This window comes from Streptomyces sp. NPDC055078 (assembly GCF_053607985.1).
The window spans coordinates 1-15,989 of sequence record NZ_JBSGUP010000123.1 but is presented as its reverse complement, the minus strand read 5'-3'; the positions used below and the strand labels follow the sequence as shown (position 1 = coordinate 15,989).

Genomic DNA, 15,989 nt, shown 5'->3' with positions numbered 1-15,989 from the left:
CTCAAAACCCGTACCCGCTACGACGAAGCAACCGCCTGGTCACACCACGCCCAATCCCATGCCGCTTGACACCCAACGACATGGGGTGTCTGACCAGGGCGGCGGCCAGCCACCGGGAGAGCTGGGCCATCAAGCAGCGGTACGCCGAAGAACTACACGAGGACGTCGAGGCCCTGGCCGCCGTCCTCGCCGGGCTCGGAGCCGCCGTACACCGGCCGCTGCCCCTGCCGCCGGGCGCGGCCCCGATCGCGGGCCTGGGCTGGGAGGCTGCCCCGACCCCGGCGCTGAACATCCGCGACAACACGCTGATCCTCGGCGACGAGATCATCGAGACGCCGCCCGCGATCCGCTCCCGCTACCTGGAGACCCGCCTGCTCGCCCCCGTCTTCACCGGCTACTGGGAAGCCGGCGCGCGGTGGACGACGATGCCCCGCCCCACCCTCACCGACAACAGCTTCGACTTGTCGTACGCGAGGGACACCGCGACCACCCTGGGCGGGCCGACCGAGGCCGTCGACGACCCGCAGCCCAGCCCGTACGACGTCGGCGTGGAGATGATGCTGGACGGCGCGCAGGTGCTGCGGCTGGGCCACGACCTGGTCGTCAACATCGCGCAGGCCAACCACGCCCGGGGCGCCGAGTGGTTGGAGAGGCACCTCGGCAACGAGCATCGCGTCCACCGGGTGTGGCGGATGGCGGACAACCACATCGACAGCATGGTCCTCGCCCTGAAGCCGGGGGTGTTCCTGGCCCGGCACGACGGCATCCGGGACCTGATGCCCGAGCCGCTGCGCTCGTGGCGCTACATCGTGCCGCCCGAGCCGGACGCGGGCGCGTTCCCGGTCTACGACGACTACGAGGACCTGGTCCTCACCAGCCCCTACATCGACCTCAACGTCCTGTCCGTCGACGAGAACACCGTGCTGGTCAACGAGGACTGCACCGGCCTGATCAAGACCCTCGACGCGGCGGGCTTCACCACCGTGCCAGTACGCCACCGCCACCGGAGGCTGTTCGGCGGAGGCTTCCACTGCTTCACCCTCGACACGGTCCGCGAGGGCGCCCGCGAGGACTATCTGTCGTGAGAGCGCCCCGCGTTCTGTTGCTGGAGGCGGCCGGCCCTGAGTCCGGCGAGATCGCCCGGACAGCCGCTGCCTCCGGCTACCAGGTCCACGCCGCCACCGATCCCGCCACACACTCCGCCTACGGGGCCGACCTCCGACAGATCCTGTCCGGTTGTCTGACGAGCGATTTCTCCCGCCCCGACCGCGCCCTGGAGGACGTCGTCGGCTACGCCCGCCGGATCGGCGCGGACGCGGTGCTCACCGTCAACGAGTACCTCACCCCGATACTCGCGCAGGTGTGCGCCGAACTCGGCCTGCCGGGCAACGACCCGGACCGCGCGATGGCGGCCCGCGACAAGGCCACCATGAGCCAGGCGTTCGCCCTCCACGGCGTTACCGCGCCCCGCACCCGCGTCCTCGGCAATGAGGATGAACTACGCCTGCTCCGTGCCGCCGGGGAGATCGCCTTCCCGTGCGTCATCAAGCCCGCCGACGGCGCGGGCTCCGCCGGCGTCACAGTCGTCACCGACCCGGACCGTGCGGCCGGTGCAGGCCAGCCGAGGGCGCCTCGGCCACTTCATCGTCACCGGCCCTGATCCCGCCGCCGTCGAGCGCCAGGCCGAGCAGATACTCGCCGGGATCACCGTCGTGGTCGACTCCGACCGCACGTCGCACCGCGCCGGATCGCCCGCTGTCCGGGCCGGGCCCGGAAAGGGAGGCAACCCGTGCACCGTGAACCGAGCACTCCGCACATCGGGCGAGAGAACCCTGCGGCGATCCTCCCGGGCGATTTCGACGCGCTGTTCCACGGCGAAGCCCGCACCGGAGGCTTCAGCCGGGTGGCCCGGACCGTCGACCCAGCGCTCCGCCGGAGGCCGAACCGTTCTCCTTCCTCTGCGCCGATCTGCTGTACCACATCGCCGCCGAACTGGCCCTGAAGGAGGGCGAGGTACTGGCCGATCTCGGATGCGGGCGCGGCGGCCCCGGTCTGTGGCCGGCCCGCGCGGCACACGCCGACCTGGTCGGTATCGACTTCTCGCCGGTCGCGGTGGCCCAGGCCCGGCAGGGGGCCGCCACCTACGAGATGAAAGGCACAGCGCACTTCGTGGTGAACGACCTGACCACCACCGGGCTTGGGGTCCGAGTAGGAATGGCCCAGGAAACCGGTGTTGCTGTCAGAAGTTTTGATTGCGCCACGAGGCGCTGCGAGTCCGTGCGGAGGTGAGAGACCTGCGCCGCTGTCCTGTCGCAGCAGGATAGCGAAGCTGAGGGCAGCCTAATCGGGTGATGCCGGGAGGGTGGGAGCAGCCCTGACAAACCCGGGGTGCGTCAGCACTGCCAGATGGCGTAGGCCCGGGGAGCGATGGTGGAGAGGAGTACGAGAGGAACCGGCGTCGTTACGTCCTTTAACACTGACACCTGCCTGAAACCTGGTGGATCTGGGCGGGGCGCAGTGCGTCCCACCGCTCATAGCGGAGGGAACTTCCCGTGGGAGATTCAAAACTCACGCGGGGAGGCCACGAGGAAAGTCTGCGGCGTACTCGTGGCGATGCTGCTGGGACAGAGTCGGGCTCCTACTTCACCGAACGGATTGCAGTGAACGTGGGAACCGTACGGATCAACTCCCGCTCGGCGGACCTCCAGTCCGCCGATCTGGATAGGCGCATCGACCGCCAAACGATCCGAACGGGGCGGAGCCGCCGTAGTACTCCGAGTCCGGGAAAGCCGGTCACATGGGAAAGGGCGGCAGCGGTACCGAGAAGGACTGGAGAGTGCAATGACGCAAGACGCGCCGCCGAATGACGGCGCTCTCGCCCAGGACCCGCAGGGATCTTCGGCGAGAGTAGCGTGGATGCAGACCAAGCTTCACCGTTGGGCGGCGGCCGATTCAGGTCGCAGGTTTGACGATCTGTTCAATTTCGTTCATGACCCGGCAACGCTGAGGGTGGCGTTCGACCGGGTGGCGGGCAACAAAGGTGCAAACACTCCGGGCGTGGACGGCATTACTGTTCGCGGCGTGGAGGAGAGTATCGGGTTGCTCGCCTTCCTGGACGACCTACGGACCGCGGTGAAGGGCGGAGTATTCCGTCCTCTGCCGGTGAGGGAGCGTAAGATCCCGAAGCCGGGCGGGTCGGGAAAGGTCAGGCGGCTCGGGATTCCCGGGATCGCTGACCGGGTCGTCCAAGCAGCACTCAAGCTGGTGCTGGAGCCGATTTTCGAGGCCGACTTCGAGCCGGTCTCCTACGGGTTCCGGCCCAAGCGGCGGGCGCATGATGCGATTGCCGAGATCCATCTGTTCGGCACGAAAAGCTACAGGTGGGTGCTGGACGCTGACATCCAGGCGTGCTTCGACGAGATCGATCACACGGCCTTGATGGACCGGGTCCGGGCACGGGTCAAGGACAAGCGCGTCCTGTCTCTGGTGAAAGCGTTCCTGAAGTCCGGGATCCTCACGGAATTCGGAGAACAGCAGGACACGCACACCGGTACGCCTCAAGGCGGCATCCTCTCGCCCCTGTTGGCCAACATTGCCCTGTCGGTGCTCGATGAGCATCTGCACAGCGCGTGGAAGCCGGGCGGGGAGTTGTCGACCAACAAGCGACGACAGAAGCGCCGCGCTCAGCAGTTGCCGAATTGGAGGGTCGTCCGCTACGCGGATGATTTTGTCGTTCTGGTGAATGGTACCGAAGAGGATACTGCGGCGCTGCGTGACGAGGTCGCGGAAGTGCTGGCACCGATGGGGTTGCGGCTTTCATTGGCCAAGACCCGAATCGTGCACATGAGCGAAGGGTTCGACTTCTTGGGGTTCCGCATCCAGTGGCGCCATAAGCAAGGAACGGACAAGTGGCATGTGTATACCTTCATCGCCAACCGGCCCATCAGGTCGGTCAAGATGAAGATCCGTGCACTGACACACAGACTGTCACAGGCAAACATGGAGTACGTGCTTGACCGGCTTAACTCGATCATGCACGGTTGGGCCAACTATTTCCGGCACGCCATTGCGAAGAACGTGTTCAGCATGCTGGACGCTTTCACATGGCGACGACTGATGTGCTTGCTGATGCATCGGTTCCGCTGGAACTGGAGGGATGTCCGCCAAAGATACGTCACCCCGCAAGGGAACTGGCTACCTATCACAGCGGGCAGGATCGAACGACGTCCGATCGCGGCAATCCCGGTCACCCGGTACCGCTATCGCGGGGCGAAGATCCCCACTCCGTTTCTGTCTCTCGAACACGCCTGACGGCAGGGACCGTGGAGAGCCCGTTGCGCTGTGAGGCGCACGGCGGGTTCGGCGAGAGGTCCGGGGAGACGGGCCGGGAGTGATCCTGGAACCGCGCCCCGGGCCTACTCAGCCAGCCGGTGATCCGGGTGGTCAGGGTGTCGGGGTGAGCGATGATCCGACGATCGGTTTCCTGAAGGCGGACGTGGCGCGGTTCTGCGCCGGTCTGGACGAGCTGGCTCCCGCGATCCGGCTGCGGCTCGTGACTCAGCTGCGGCAGGCGCTGGGGGAGGTGACGGACACGGCCCTGGACAAGGGGATGGCCGCGGCGAGGGCGGAGGGCTGGGGACTGCGGCAGATCGGCGCGCAGGTGGGTCTGTCGCATGAGAAGGTCCGGTACCGGCTCGCCCGGGTGTCGGAGGAGCCGGCGGGGCCTGCCTAGATCACGGTGCTGGCCGGTTCCGGCTTGCGGGTGGAGCGGAGCTGTCCGTCCTGGACCTCGGCGGGCAGGGCGAAGCTGTAGCGGCCGTGGAAGTTGATGTGGGCGAACTTCAGCGGGGAGAGGCGGGCGATGTCCTCGTCCCGGATGTGGATGCCCTCGGCGCGCATCTCGGCGATGATCTGCTGCATGTAGACGGTGTTCCACAGGATGACGATGTTGAGCATCAGTCCCAGTGCCCCGAGCTGGTCTTCCTGTCCCTCTCTGTAGGAGCGCCGGAGTTCGCCTTTCTGGCCGTGGAAGATCTTCCGGGCGAGGCTGTGGCGGGACTCCTGCCGGTTGAGCTGGGTGTTGATGCGCCGCCGCAGCAGCTCGTCGGTGAAGTACGAGGACAGGTAGGCGCTGCGGTCCAGGCGGCCGATCTCCATGATGGCCTTGCCGGTCGGGGTGGGCTTGCCGCCAGGGGCGAGGACGCGCAGGACCTCGGAGGCTTTGATCGTGCCGGAGTGGAGGGAGCCGGCCACGTGCAGGACGTCGTCCCAGTGGCTGGTGATCTGCTTGAGGTTGACCCGGTCGCGGGTGAGCGGGTTGAGCGGGCTGTAGTCGGCGTCCGGGTCGGTCCGGTAGAGAGTGGCGCTGCCGGAGTCGGCCAGGCGCGGGGAGAACTGGTAGCCCAGGAGGCGGAAGAGGCCGAAGACGATCTCGGAGGAGCCGTGGGTGTCCGAGGTGACCTCGACGGGGCGCAGGGCGGTGTCCTGTTCGAGGAGGCCGTCGAGGATGTAGAAGGAGTCGCGCTGGGTGCCGGGGATCAGGATGCCGTGGAGGCCGCTGAACTGGTCCGAGAGGAAGTTGTAGAAGGTCACCCCGCGCCGGCGGGTGCCGAAGTATTTCGGGTTCGGTCCGGAGTTCAGGGTGCGGATCGGGGTGATGAAGCGCAGGCCGTCGGCGGAGGCCAGCTCGCCGCCGCCCCACGCCTGGACCAGCGGCAGGCGCATGTGGTGGTCCACGAGCCGGGAGTTCGCCCGGGAGAGGGTTGCGGCTCTCAGGTAGTTCTGTTCGACCCAGAACAGCCGGTCGCGGGAGAGGGCGTCGACGCCGTCGTGGACGATCGGCTCGACCCCGACGTTGGTGGCCTCGGCGGTGAGGACGGCGGCCATGGAGAGTTCGAGGTCGTCCATCCGTGAGTTGGCTTCGGAGACGTGGGTGAAGTCGCTCAGGTAGGGGGTCCAGGAGTTGACCTCCAGGACCATCTCGGGCAGGTCGACGGCCGGGAGGCGGGCTTCGACCTCGCGGTGGAGTTCGCGCAGGGAGACGGGTTCGTCCAGGCGGTCCAGGCCGGTGAGGATGATCCGGTCCCGGCCGCCCTGCTGCTCGATCCGTACGGCGGGGTTGGCGGCCAGGCCGTCGGCGAACGCCCGGTGGGCGGCATCGAGGCGGCTGGTCCAGTTGGCCAGGAGCTTGTCCGGCTCCGGGTCGAGGTCGAGTTCCTCGCAGACGCGGGAGCGGGCGGCCTCCCACGCGGTGTCGTTCAGCAGCCGGGCGTTGGGGTCGCCCCATTTGCGCAGGCCCGGCACGTAGACCTCGTGCCGGTGCAGGGCGGTGCGCAGGGCCTCGGTGGAGGCGACGATCAGCGCGCGTTTCTCGACGCTGCCCACGGGCATCGGCGGGGGCGGGAAGACCAGGCGCCGCCACGCGGGGGTGAGGAACTTCGCCGGGACCTCCCATCCCTGGATGGGGCGGCGCCGGCCCTTGAGGGACTTCACGAACGCCAGCGCGTCCAGTACCGGCTCGCCCGCCGGGCTTGCTTCGAACGCGAACGTCTTGAGCAGGTCGGGGAGGAAGCGGGCGATGGTGTTGTAGCGGGCGGCCAGCATCTGCTCGGCGCCGTCGTCGGGCTCCTGGGCCAGCAGCTTGACCGTCTCCGCGGCGGTATGGAACGGGGCCACGTCCATGGCGTCGAGCACGGCCCGGATGTCGCCGTCCGGGTCGGAGGCAGCTGAGCACACGGTGATCCATGCCGTGCGCAGCTGGATCGCCGCGGCGTCCAGGTCTTTGAGGGTGCGCAGCCGGTGCTTGGTCATCTTGGTCCCGGAGGAGCGGATCAGGTCGCCCATCACCAGGTCGAACACCTCGATCGCCTCGTCGGCGGCGATCTGCGGCATCACCGCGGCGAACGCCACCAGGGTGGCCAGGCGCCGGTCCCCTGCGAGGTCGGAGACCGCCTGGGCTCGGGCCGCCCGAGCGAAGCGCACCAGCGCCTGGAGCCGCCCCTGGGGTATCGCGGACAGATTCCATCCGTCCCCGCCGAACGCGCGCAGTGCCTCGTAGCGCTGAAGGGCCTTGCCCACGCCGCGGGCGGTGATGTCCCTCGGCGAGCGGCGCAGCCGGTCCAGCTCGGACAGCCGCTTCCCCGCGGGGACGACGACCAGGTGCTGGAGTTCCGCGGCCTGCTCCATGGTGGGGGCCGCGGCGAGCGTCGCCCACAGGCGCTTCTCGGCCCGCTCGCGGGTGCCGGAGACGAGTCGTTCCAGCACGGTCACCCCGGGCAGCACCACCTTCCTCTCGACCAGCCGTTTGGTGGCCAGGTCGAACAGCAGGGTCGGGCGCTCGGAGCCGATCCACGCCCGCTGGTACAGCCAGCGGGCGAGCGCGAACCACTGGCCGGAGCCGAACTTCGCGTACCCGTACGCGCTGCGGATCTGCTCCTGGTGGTCCCAGCGGGCCTCCCGGGAGCCGTACCCGGTGAAGTCGGTGGGGTCCAGGCCGAGCTGTTCGGCGACGTAGTCGACCACCACGGCGGGCACGTCCTCCGGGTTGTCGAGGAAGGTCCCCAGGTAACGGACGGTCCCGAGCTGAACGGCGAGGCCGATCCGGTTCCGGGCGCCCTTGGCGGCCATCGCCCGGCGCCGCGCGGTCCGGTCCAGGAGGAACGACCCCGCGAGCTGGCCCTCGTCGGGATCATCGGCGAACCGGCCGAACCGGCGGCGCTGCTCCTCGGTCAGAAAGCTGGTGGGCACCTGCGCGCTCCTCGGTCTTGGGGCCTGCTCTCGCGCGCGACGCTCCCCGCCGCCCGGACCGGTGGTGCGGCGATCTCCTGTTCCGGCCCGGCCGGGCGGCGCCTTCTGGTACAGAGCGGGCCCCTGGTTGGTGGGCCAGGTGGTGGAGGTCCGCGAACCGGTCGGGTGACCGCACCGCCGTGCGGGCGGCCGGCTGATCGGCCCCGCCGTGAGCATGGGCAGCGGTCTGGTTGCCGAGGGATGGCGGATCTGTCGTGGAGGTGTCCGGGACACGGTCCCTGGTGCGCAGGATGTGGCTGGTCAATGCGCCGATGGTCACGACGGTGGTGGTCGCGGGCTTGTTTCTGGTGACGGCGCTGGTGGGGCTGGTGGTGGACGGGCGGGAGCTCACCGGGCAGCCGGTGTGGGCGAAGCCCGCCCGGTTCGCGTTCTCCTTCGGCCTGTTCGCCGTCACGCTCATCTGGCTGATGTCCTTCGTCCGGGGCCACGGCCGTCTGGTGAGCGTGATGGCCTGGACGGCGGTGGTCTGCGTGGCCGTCGAGGGAGCGGGCGGCACCTGGGCGGCGGCCGAGGGCACGACGAGCCACTTCAACTTCACCACGGTCGTCACCGGCAGCAGGATCATGGTCATGCTGGCGGCCTCGCTGGTGCTGCTCGTGATCGGCCTGGTGACCGTCTTCCTGCTGCTGCGGGGACGGGTCGAGCCGCCCGCGCTGGCCTGGGCCCTGCGGCTGGGGATGGTGGTGGTCACCGTGAGCATGGTCGCCGTCTACCTCATGGTGCAGTCCACCCCGACGCAGGAGGCGGCGGCGGACCCCCGGCCCGATTCGCCCTACCTCGGCGGGATGCCGTACATCGGCGCGCACACCGTGGGCCCGCCCGACGGCGGGCCCGGATGGCCGGTCACCAACTTCAGCACCGTCGGCGGCGACTGGCGCGTGGCGCACTTCGTCGGCGTCCACTCCCTCCAGGCCCTGATCCTGCTCGGCCTGCTCCTCACCCTCGGCCCCCGCGTGCTCGGCCCCCGCCACCGCACCGCCCTGGTCTGGATCGCCGCCGCCTTCTGCCTCGGGCTGACCGGGATCCTGACCTGGCAGGCCCACCGCGGGCAGCCCTTCACCTCACCGGACAGCGCCACCGGGTTCGCCCTGGCCGCCTTGGCCGTCGTCACGGCTGCGGCCACCACCACGGTCTTCCTCCACGCCCGCCGGCGGACAGCGCCACAGCCGTGAGGACAGGCGCATTCTCCGGCCCGCCCGCGCGGATTCCGCGCGCCCTCGGCGCGGCGGTCCCCGACACGGATCACGGGGCGGCAGGACTGCCGCGCCCAGAGCTCCGGGCGCCAGGTCACTGGTGTGGCGGTGTGCGGAGACCGGGTGTCACCCGGCACTGCCCGGTGCGCCGAGCTGTTCCAGCAGACTCTGGTGGTCCCAGTGGATCCAGGTCTCGGCGATTTTCCCGCCCCGGAACCTGAAGGTGATCTGGCCGGACACCTTGAAGGTCCGGCCGCTCGGGGGAGAACCCTGGTACTCGCCGACGTGACGGCCCCGCACGGTGAACCGCGCGCTTACCAGGTCGTCCTCGGCGATCATGCTCTCGGCGGTGTGCCGGAGCGCGAAAGCCGTCATCAGGTCCCGGTAGATCTCGCGGGCCTCTGCCAGGCCCGCAGTACCCTGCGGCATCCCCGGACCGTGTTCACGGTAGTCCGCCGTGCACAGATGGTCGTACGCGGGAATGCGGTCCCGCTCCTCCGTCTCCTCCAGGAAGCGGGAGGCCACGTCCTTGCTGCGAGATTCCATACCCGCCTTCCTACCGGGATCCGCCGTCCGGGACAGGGACCGTCACGCCCACGCGGCGGGTCCCGTCTTGGGATTGACCGGGGATTCATGCCCCGGGTGCCAGCGGCCGGCCAGGGTGAGCGCACGAGCCACAACGCCTCGCTCCGGGACTGATCAGCGCGGGGTGGTGCCGGCGTCGAGTTGCCTGGGGACATGGGAGGCGCGGAGCTCACGCAGGTCCGGGATGTGGTTGTAGAGGGTGCCCGGGGAGACGCCCAGCAGCTTGGCGATCGAGGTGATCGAGCGGCCGGGGTCGGGCAGCAGGTCGCGGGCGGCACGGATGACTTCCTCGGTGGCGACGCTCGGGCGTCCGCCGACCCGGCCGCGCTCGCGGGCGGCGGCCAGGCCCTCGTTGGTGCCGATGACGATGAGTTCGCGGATGAACTCCGCGAGGGCGGCGAAGACGTGGAAGACGAGCCGGCCGCCGGGGGTGGTGGTGTCCAGATTCTCGTGGAGCGAGGTGAAGCCGATGCCGCGGGTGCGGAGTTCGGCGACCATGTTGATGAGGTCCTGAAGGCTGCGGCCGTAGCGGTCCAAGCTCGGGACGACCAGGGTGTCGCCGGGGTCTAGGAAGGCGTGGCACGCCTTCAGCTCGGGGCGGAGCGCGTTCTTGCCGGACTTCTTGTCCGCGAAGATCTTCCGGCACCCGGCGGCGGTGAGCGCGTCGAGCTGCCGTTCCAGCTTCTGCCCGCTGGTGGAGACCCGGGCGTATCCGATCTTGATCTCGGTGCGGACGAGCGGTTCGGCGACGAGGGGGCCCGGCTCGGCCGGTTCGGGGGCGGTCATGGCCCCGGATCATGTCAGAAAACGGTGGTCGCAGGTTGTTGAATGCCCTCGGCTTTTGAAGGGGTTTTTGAAGGCTGTGAGAGGTCCGGGCGGTCTCGGGGGTTGATACTGGTGGGATCGCCTATTCAACTGTCGCCAGTTCCGCCTGGGGCCCAGCCTGCTGGTGACCGTACGTGGTCGTCGGCGTAGCGACTCCAGTCTTCTCCGACCTCGGATGCGAGGCGGGTCGCGATGACGTCGTGGTAGCCGAGGGCGTCGACGACGACGGGGCGGGCATCTCCAGGACCCACTGTGGCGGATCGCTCCGGTCCGGGCGGCGGCTGTGGGGACGCCGAGGTCGTTGAGCTGACCGGAGAGGGCAGCCGTTCTTCACGGTGGCGTCGGCGAGGGCGAGCCAGGCCGACATCGACGCCGCGGGCTCAACGAGTCACCCCGACAGGTCGCGACACCTGGTTGCGGCACTAACCTGCGGTGGTGACCGGAACCGAGCTGGATGAGTTGATCGTTGCCGACGGCGCGGCGCTGCGCGCGTGGCTGCTGGACAACCACACCGCCTCTCCTGGCGTGTGGCTCGCCCTGACGAGGAAGGGCGGCTCCGTTACCACGCTGACCTGGCAGCAGGCGGTCGACGAGGCACTGTGCTTCGGCTGGATCGACGGGCAGGCCCGCAAGCGCGACGAGGAGAGCTCCTGGCGGCGGTTCACCCCGCGCCGGCGCCGCAGCGTCTGGTCCCAGCGCAACGTCGCCAACGTGGCCCGGTTGGAGGCGGCCGGCCTGATGCAGCCCGCCGGCCGCGCCGCGGTCGACGCCGCGAAGGCCGACGGGCGGTGGACGGTCGCCTATGCGCCGTCATCGGAAGCGGAGGTGCCGGCCGACCTGCGCGTCGCAATTGCCGCCGACCCAGCGGCGCAGGCGATGGTCGAGGTACTCACCAAGACCAACCGCTTCGCCCTCATCAGCCGGGTCAATGCGGTCAAGCGGGCCGAGACGCGAACCCGGAAGATCGCCGAGTGCGTGGCGATGCTGGTCCGGCACGAGACGATCCACCCGCAGAGAGCCAGGCCAGCGGACCCGCCGGCGTCGTGACCGGGCTCCTGCCGGAACGGACAAACCCAGCCTATTGAGCGGAACTGTTCTCGAAGCCCTGCCTCGTCCGCTTCAAGACGGGTGAAGGTCTCCGCTGGTGCGCGGCCGACCGTATCGTTCGACGAGGGCGTTGCCGATCGAGGCCAGGCGGTCTCGGACACTCGGAGGGCCGGTCACCTCGACCCATTCGACCAGCCCGGAGAGCTCGCCGGCGAGGATGTACTCATTGGGGCCGCGGATCACGACCTCGATGCGGCCATCGGTCGTGGAACCTCCCACGTCGAGCCGGTCGCCGAGCGCCATCCGGAGTATGCCTATCCCGTCGGGTGTGCATACCGCCTGGACCTCCAGCGGCGTTCGTTTGCGATCGACCTCTTCGGAGATCTCATTCCAGCTCTCGGCAAGGTCGAAGTCCCCGGGGCGGTGCACAGGGTCGCCGGTCGGGTCGGCGGACGACACGCGGTCGATCCGGAAGATCCGTCGGCCGGTCTCGGTGTTGGAGACGAGGTACCACACAGGACCTTTGGCGACGATGCCCAGCGGGTGGACAGTTCTCCGGGTTTCGATGCCTTTGCTGTCGACGTAGCCGAGCGATACCTGGACGCCGTTGATCACCGCGTCCTGGAGTTCGTCGAGGAAGCGAGGCGGCCGGTGCTCGATCCGGCTCGCCCCCCATCGCTGCGGGTCTACGACCAGCGACGCCGCCGCTGCCTCGGCCTGCACCTGGAAGGGTTTCGGCAGAGCATGGACGAGCTTGCGCAGAGCTGCTTTCATCGCCGGCGTCGCATCCGAGGCCGGACCGACAGCCAGGAACAGGGCGCGTGCCTCACTGGCGGTCAACCCGGACAGGTCGGTACGAGCTCCGCCCACGAGGCGCCAGCCGCCGCCTCGGCCCTGCACGGAGTACACGGGCACCCCGGCCATGGCCAGGGCGTCGAGGTCACGGCGGGCGGTGCGCTCCGAGACGTCCAGCTCCCGGGAGACCTCCGCGGCTGTCACCTGCTCGCGCCGTTGGAGCAAGAGGAGTATGGCCACCAGCCGATCGGATCGCATACTGACAAAACTCTCATAAAAACCGGTCATGAGGTGACCGGTTTGGGGAGCAAGATGGCGACATGACCTCATCGAGGAGGTCAACCGCCAGCGAACGCCCCCAGAGAGGAAATGCAGTGTTCAATCCAGCAGAATTTCCCGAGCCCACCCTGATCCAGGTCAACGGTGTGGAGCTCGAAGTCTTCGAGGCAGGCCGGGAAAACAAGGGAAAGCCCATCGTGCTCTGCCACGGCTGGCCGGAGCACGCCTTCTCCTGGCGTCACCTGATGCCCGTCCTCGCAGCGGCTGGCTACCACGTCATCGCACCGAACCAGCGGGGTTATGGCAACTCCTCCCGCCCGGCCGAGGTGACGGACTACGACATCGAACACCTGACGGGTGACGTCGTCGCGCTCCTGGACCACTATGGCTACGAGGACGCCACCTTCGTCGGCCATGACTGGGGTGCGTTCGTCGTCTGGGGACTGACCCTGTTGCACCCCGACCGGGTGAACAAGCTGATCAACCTGAGCCTGCCTTACCAGGAGCGCGGAGAAACGCCGTGGATCGAGGTCATGGAAACCTTCCTCGGCGGCGACTTCTACTTCGTCCACTTCAACCGGCAGCCGGGCGTCGCGGACGCCGCATTTGATGCCAACCCCTCCCAGTTCATCCGCAACCTCTACCGGAAGAACGTGCCCCCCGCACCCCCTGAGCCGGGCATGGCATTTATCAACCTCGCCAAGGCGGAAACACCACTCGGTGAGCCCATCATGAGCGACAGCGACCTGGCCGTCTACGTCTCCGCGTTCGAGACGTCGGGATTCACGGGCGGCATCAACTGGTACAGGAACCTCGACCGCAACTGGCACCAGCTGGCGGACGCGGACCCGATCATCAAGCAGCCCGCCCTCATGATCTACGGCGACCAGGACTTCGCGGTCCCGAGGTTCGAAAGACTGGCAGAGTTCGTGCCCAACGTGGAAGTGGTCGGCCTGGACTGCGGTCACTGGATCCAGGAGGAAATGCCAGTAGAAACCAACCAGGTGATTTCGGAATGGCTGGAACGGCAGGGCTAGTGTCCTGTGATCCGGTTCGTATCACCTGAAGGCCGAGTTCTCGCATCACACCGATGACAAATGGGCTCGCGAAATCAACTCTCGCCGGTTGTTTTGGGTGCCCAGTCGACCGGTGACCTCCCGTGGTCTCCGGCGGCGTATCGGCTCCAGGTGCCGCCGGTCTCGTTGCGGAGGCGACTGGTGGTCTTGTCGTGGTAGCCGAGAGCGTCCGCGACGACAGGTGCGGGCAGTTCGAGGAGTTGCTGTCGGATGGCGGCGCCGCGGGCGGCGGCGATTGGGATTCCGACCTCGTTCAGGAGCGCGGACAGGTGGTTGGGGCCGAGCGGCTGGCCGGTCCGGCGGCCGGGGAAGAGCCAGCGGGACGTCGGGTTGGTCGCGGTGTTCATGTTGCCGCGGTTCGTGATGTGCTCCAGCAGCAGGGCGGAGACCGGCGCCGGGACGGGCGAGGGTGGCTCACCGAGTCGTAGCAGCACGGCGTCGCCGTTGCGGATGACGTCGTCAAGGGTGAGCCGGACGACGCGGCTCAGCGGTTGTGCGTAGAGAAGAACAATGACTCCGGCGACGCGGAGTCGCAGCGGTATCTCCGTGTCGATCAGAAGTCTGCCCAGGGCGGCGAGGCGTTCGTCTTCGCTCAGTGCGGGCCGGCGGGAGATCTTCATTGTGGGGATGGTCAAGGAACGTCGGCAGTGACGGCTCTGCATGGCCCAGTTGAGGAAGCCTCTCAGCCGGGTGCGGGCGTGCTGGGCGTTCTCGGCGAACCAGGCGTCGATGTCGACCTGGCCGCACGACGCGAGGGTGGTGTTCCGCTCGCCGAGCCATTGCAGGAAGGCGGTCGCGTACTTGATCTGTTCGCTGGCGAAGCGGCGGATGCTGGGTGTGATGTGGCTCCGCTCGGCTCGGGCTCGTAGTCCGGGGAGGACGTGCCAGGTCGCGAAGAGCTTGATCGTCTTGGTGCGCTCGGGTTCGGCGATGTCGGAGAGATGGCCAGGGAGCCAGCGCTGGAAAGAACAGATGTGCTTGTCGGCCGCGGGCAGGACTCCGCAGGCCATGAGGAGTTCTTCCAGGTGGGAGGCTGCCCGCCAGGGCTGGAGTTCGTGGAACGCATCGTGGGTCAGCGGAATCTCGCCCAGGCCGAGTCGACGAAGCAGCTGCGAGGCGTTTCCCAGCTGCCCGCGACGCATGTCCAGCCAGGCCAGTCCGCTTCCGGGCTTGTCCATCGTCACCAGCAGGTCCAACAGCGGGACCAGCGGGGGACGGACGCGGCCCGTGCCGTCGTCGAGGAGTGCGGTGAGCCGGTCGGTGAGCGTGCAGCGTTCGCAGAGCCGACCGCGCAGGAGCTTGCCCTCGAAGCCGCAGCGTGAGCAGTCGAAGGTCTGGGAGAAGCCGGCGCAGGTGGTGCAGATCGCGGCCCCGTCACCAGGACGGAGCCCAGGAAGGGCCCGGTCCTCGCCGCATCCCGGGCAGATCCCCCGTGTCCGGACAGCTCGGTCCGAACAGGTCCGGCAGACGTATCCGTCCGGCCAGGTGCCGGCCTTGTGCCTGCGGAGACCTTGACTGGCCCGCGGTGCTGCACGCCGCCGGATTCACCGCCGTGCAGTGCCATGCCCGTCCGGCCTGGAGTGACACCTACCAGAACATCTACCGCGTCGCGCTTCAGCTCGGCGACCCGGGCCCGGACACCGCGCTCGCCGGACTGCAAAGCGAAGCCCGCCGGCGCCTGCCCACCGCCCACCTCCTGCGCAGTGTCGCCGTCACCGCCGTATCCGGCTGGACCTCCGATCGACCTGGCGCTATAGGTTCCCCTTGATCATTAGCACTGGGTCTTGCGGGGATGCCGGAATCCGGGCTTCGCGAGCAGCGGGCGTGTCGGCTGGCTTTGAGCAATCTGAACCCGACGGACTGCGAGGGTTGGCTGCCTTTCGTGGTGCCGTTGGCTGCGCCTGAGCAGTCACTTGGCGGCGGGGTTCAGCTGCTTTCGCGGTAGTTCATGAACCAGTGGGTGTCGAAGTAGCGGGCCATCGTGTACGGGTGGTGCGGATCGATGAGGATGCGGCAGACGAACTCGGCTGCCCGGCAGTCGAAGAGGAGGTCCTCGCCGTCGGAGGACCGGACCACGACGGGCCAGCGGTCGGGGTCGTCACCGTCGGTCTTCCAGCAGTACAGGTCCTCGTGCTCCGTGCCCGCCCAGATGAGCAGGCCGTCCTCCCTGAGGTGCGTCCACGGTTCCTGGTTGAGGTCCAGGTAAGCGTCGAAGGCGCCTTTGCCGAAGGTCTCGACCATGCGCTTGTAGTCGCTCGGCACTGCGGTGCCCAGGCACGTCTCGACCTCCGCCCAGTCCACGTCTGGCCGCCGGGCGGGCTGTGTCCAGCCGGTGATCCGTATGAGCCGCTGCATCCAGTCGACGTCCTCGTCCGGAGCGGCC

At 68.5% G+C, this 15,989-nt stretch carries 13 protein-coding genes and 3 pseudogenes; 10 read left to right on the top strand and 6 right to left on the bottom strand.

Annotation, left to right across the window (positions count from 1 at the left end):
• Window positions 1-65: 65 nt before the first annotated feature.
• The 6 genes and pseudogenes from ACWF94_RS13700 to ACWF94_RS13675 all read left to right on the top strand — a co-directional run bounded on the left by ACWF94_RS13700 (window position 66) and on the right by ACWF94_RS13675 (window position 4,732).
• Window positions 66-1,085 (top strand): glycine amidinotransferase, encoded by a 1,020-nt coding sequence (locus tag ACWF94_RS13700; RefSeq protein ID WP_453487529.1) that lies wholly within the window; start codon window positions 66-68, stop codon window positions 1,083-1,085.
• Window positions 1,082-1,375, top strand: a pseudogene (locus tag ACWF94_RS13695) (hypothetical protein); the annotation flags it as partial. The gene ACWF94_RS13700 and the pseudogene ACWF94_RS13695, both read left to right, overlap by 4 nt.
• Before the next feature lie 112 nt (window positions 1,376-1,487).
• A pseudogene (locus tag ACWF94_RS13690) lies at window positions 1,488-1,661 on the top strand (hypothetical protein); the annotation flags it as partial.
• 307 nt (window positions 1,662-1,968) lie between these two features.
• Window positions 1,969-2,289 carry an SAM-dependent methyltransferase gene (locus ACWF94_RS13685; RefSeq protein ID WP_453487531.1) on the top strand — a complete coding sequence of 107 codons (321 nt, stop codon included), beginning with the start codon at window positions 1,969-1,971 and terminating at the stop codon, window positions 2,287-2,289.
• Between the two features lie 627 nt (window positions 2,290-2,916).
• Complete coding sequence (ltrA, locus tag ACWF94_RS13680) at window positions 2,917-4,311, top strand: group II intron reverse transcriptase/maturase (protein ID WP_453487528.1); 1,395 nt, start codon at window positions 2,917-2,919, stop codon at window positions 4,309-4,311.
• Window positions 4,312-4,456: 145 nt separating this feature from the next.
• Window positions 4,457-4,732: a hypothetical protein gene (locus tag ACWF94_RS13675; protein WP_453487527.1), complete on the top strand. Its 276-nt coding sequence runs from the start codon at window positions 4,457-4,459 to the stop codon at window positions 4,730-4,732.
• Here ACWF94_RS13675 and ACWF94_RS13670 read toward each other — a convergent pair.
• Window positions 4,729-7,746 (bottom strand): Tn3 family transposase, encoded by a 3,018-nt coding sequence (locus ACWF94_RS13670; RefSeq protein WP_453487526.1) that lies wholly within the window; start codon window positions 7,744-7,746, stop codon window positions 4,729-4,731. The genes ACWF94_RS13675 and ACWF94_RS13670 overlap by 4 nt on opposite strands.
• A 260-nt stretch (window positions 7,747-8,006) precedes the next feature.
• Here ACWF94_RS13670 and ACWF94_RS13665 point away from each other — a divergent pair, with 260 nt between their 5' ends.
• On the top strand, window positions 8,007-8,978 hold the full coding sequence (locus tag ACWF94_RS13665; RefSeq protein WP_453487525.1) for a hypothetical protein: 972 nt from the start codon (window positions 8,007-8,009) through the stop codon (window positions 8,976-8,978).
• 147 nt (window positions 8,979-9,125) lie between these two features.
• Here ACWF94_RS13665 and ACWF94_RS13660 read toward each other — a convergent pair whose 3' ends face one another.
• Together ACWF94_RS13660 and ACWF94_RS13655 are read right to left on the bottom strand one after the other, a co-directional pair.
• Window positions 9,126-9,545 carry an ester cyclase gene (locus tag ACWF94_RS13660; protein ID WP_453487524.1) on the bottom strand — a complete coding sequence of 140 codons (420 nt, stop codon included), beginning with the start codon at window positions 9,543-9,545 and terminating at the stop codon, window positions 9,126-9,128.
• Between the two features lie 153 nt (window positions 9,546-9,698).
• The gene (locus ACWF94_RS13655) at window positions 9,699-10,370 is read right to left on the bottom strand and encodes a recombinase family protein (RefSeq protein WP_453487523.1); all 672 of its coding nucleotides are present in this window, start codon (window positions 10,368-10,370) and stop codon (window positions 9,699-9,701) included.
• A 474-nt stretch (window positions 10,371-10,844) separates the two neighbouring features.
• Between ACWF94_RS13655 and ACWF94_RS13650 the strand changes: the two genes are divergently transcribed.
• Complete coding sequence (locus ACWF94_RS13650; RefSeq protein ID WP_453487522.1) at window positions 10,845-11,456, top strand: YdeI/OmpD-associated family protein; 612 nt, start codon at window positions 10,845-10,847, stop codon at window positions 11,454-11,456.
• A 72-nt stretch (window positions 11,457-11,528) separates the two neighbouring features.
• Here ACWF94_RS13650 and ACWF94_RS13645 read toward each other — a convergent pair whose 3' ends face one another.
• Window positions 11,529-12,509, bottom strand: a complete 981-nt coding sequence (locus ACWF94_RS13645) for a helix-turn-helix transcriptional regulator (protein WP_453487530.1) — start codon at window positions 12,507-12,509, stop codon at window positions 11,529-11,531.
• A gap of 116 nt (window positions 12,510-12,625) precedes the next feature.
• On the opposite strand from ACWF94_RS13645, the gene ACWF94_RS13640 reads away from it, so the two are divergent.
• A complete protein-coding gene (locus ACWF94_RS13640) occupies window positions 12,626-13,567 on the top strand; it encodes an alpha/beta fold hydrolase (protein WP_453487521.1) in 942 nt (313 codons plus the stop codon).
• 74 nt (window positions 13,568-13,641) lie between these two features.
• Here ACWF94_RS13640 and ACWF94_RS13635 read toward each other — a convergent pair whose 3' ends face one another.
• Window positions 13,642-14,784, bottom strand: a complete 1,143-nt coding sequence (locus ACWF94_RS13635) for a hypothetical protein (protein WP_453487520.1) — start codon at window positions 14,782-14,784, stop codon at window positions 13,642-13,644.
• A gap of 347 nt (window positions 14,785-15,131) precedes the next feature.
• Between ACWF94_RS13635 and ACWF94_RS13630 the strand changes: the two genes are divergently transcribed.
• A complete protein-coding gene (locus tag ACWF94_RS13630) occupies window positions 15,132-15,374 on the top strand; it encodes a hypothetical protein (RefSeq protein WP_453487519.1) in 243 nt (80 codons plus the stop codon).
• Between the two features lie 158 nt (window positions 15,375-15,532).
• On the opposite strand, the pseudogene ACWF94_RS13625 reads toward ACWF94_RS13630, so the two are convergent.
• Window positions 15,533-15,989: pseudogene (locus ACWF94_RS13625) on the bottom strand (hypothetical protein); the annotation flags it as partial.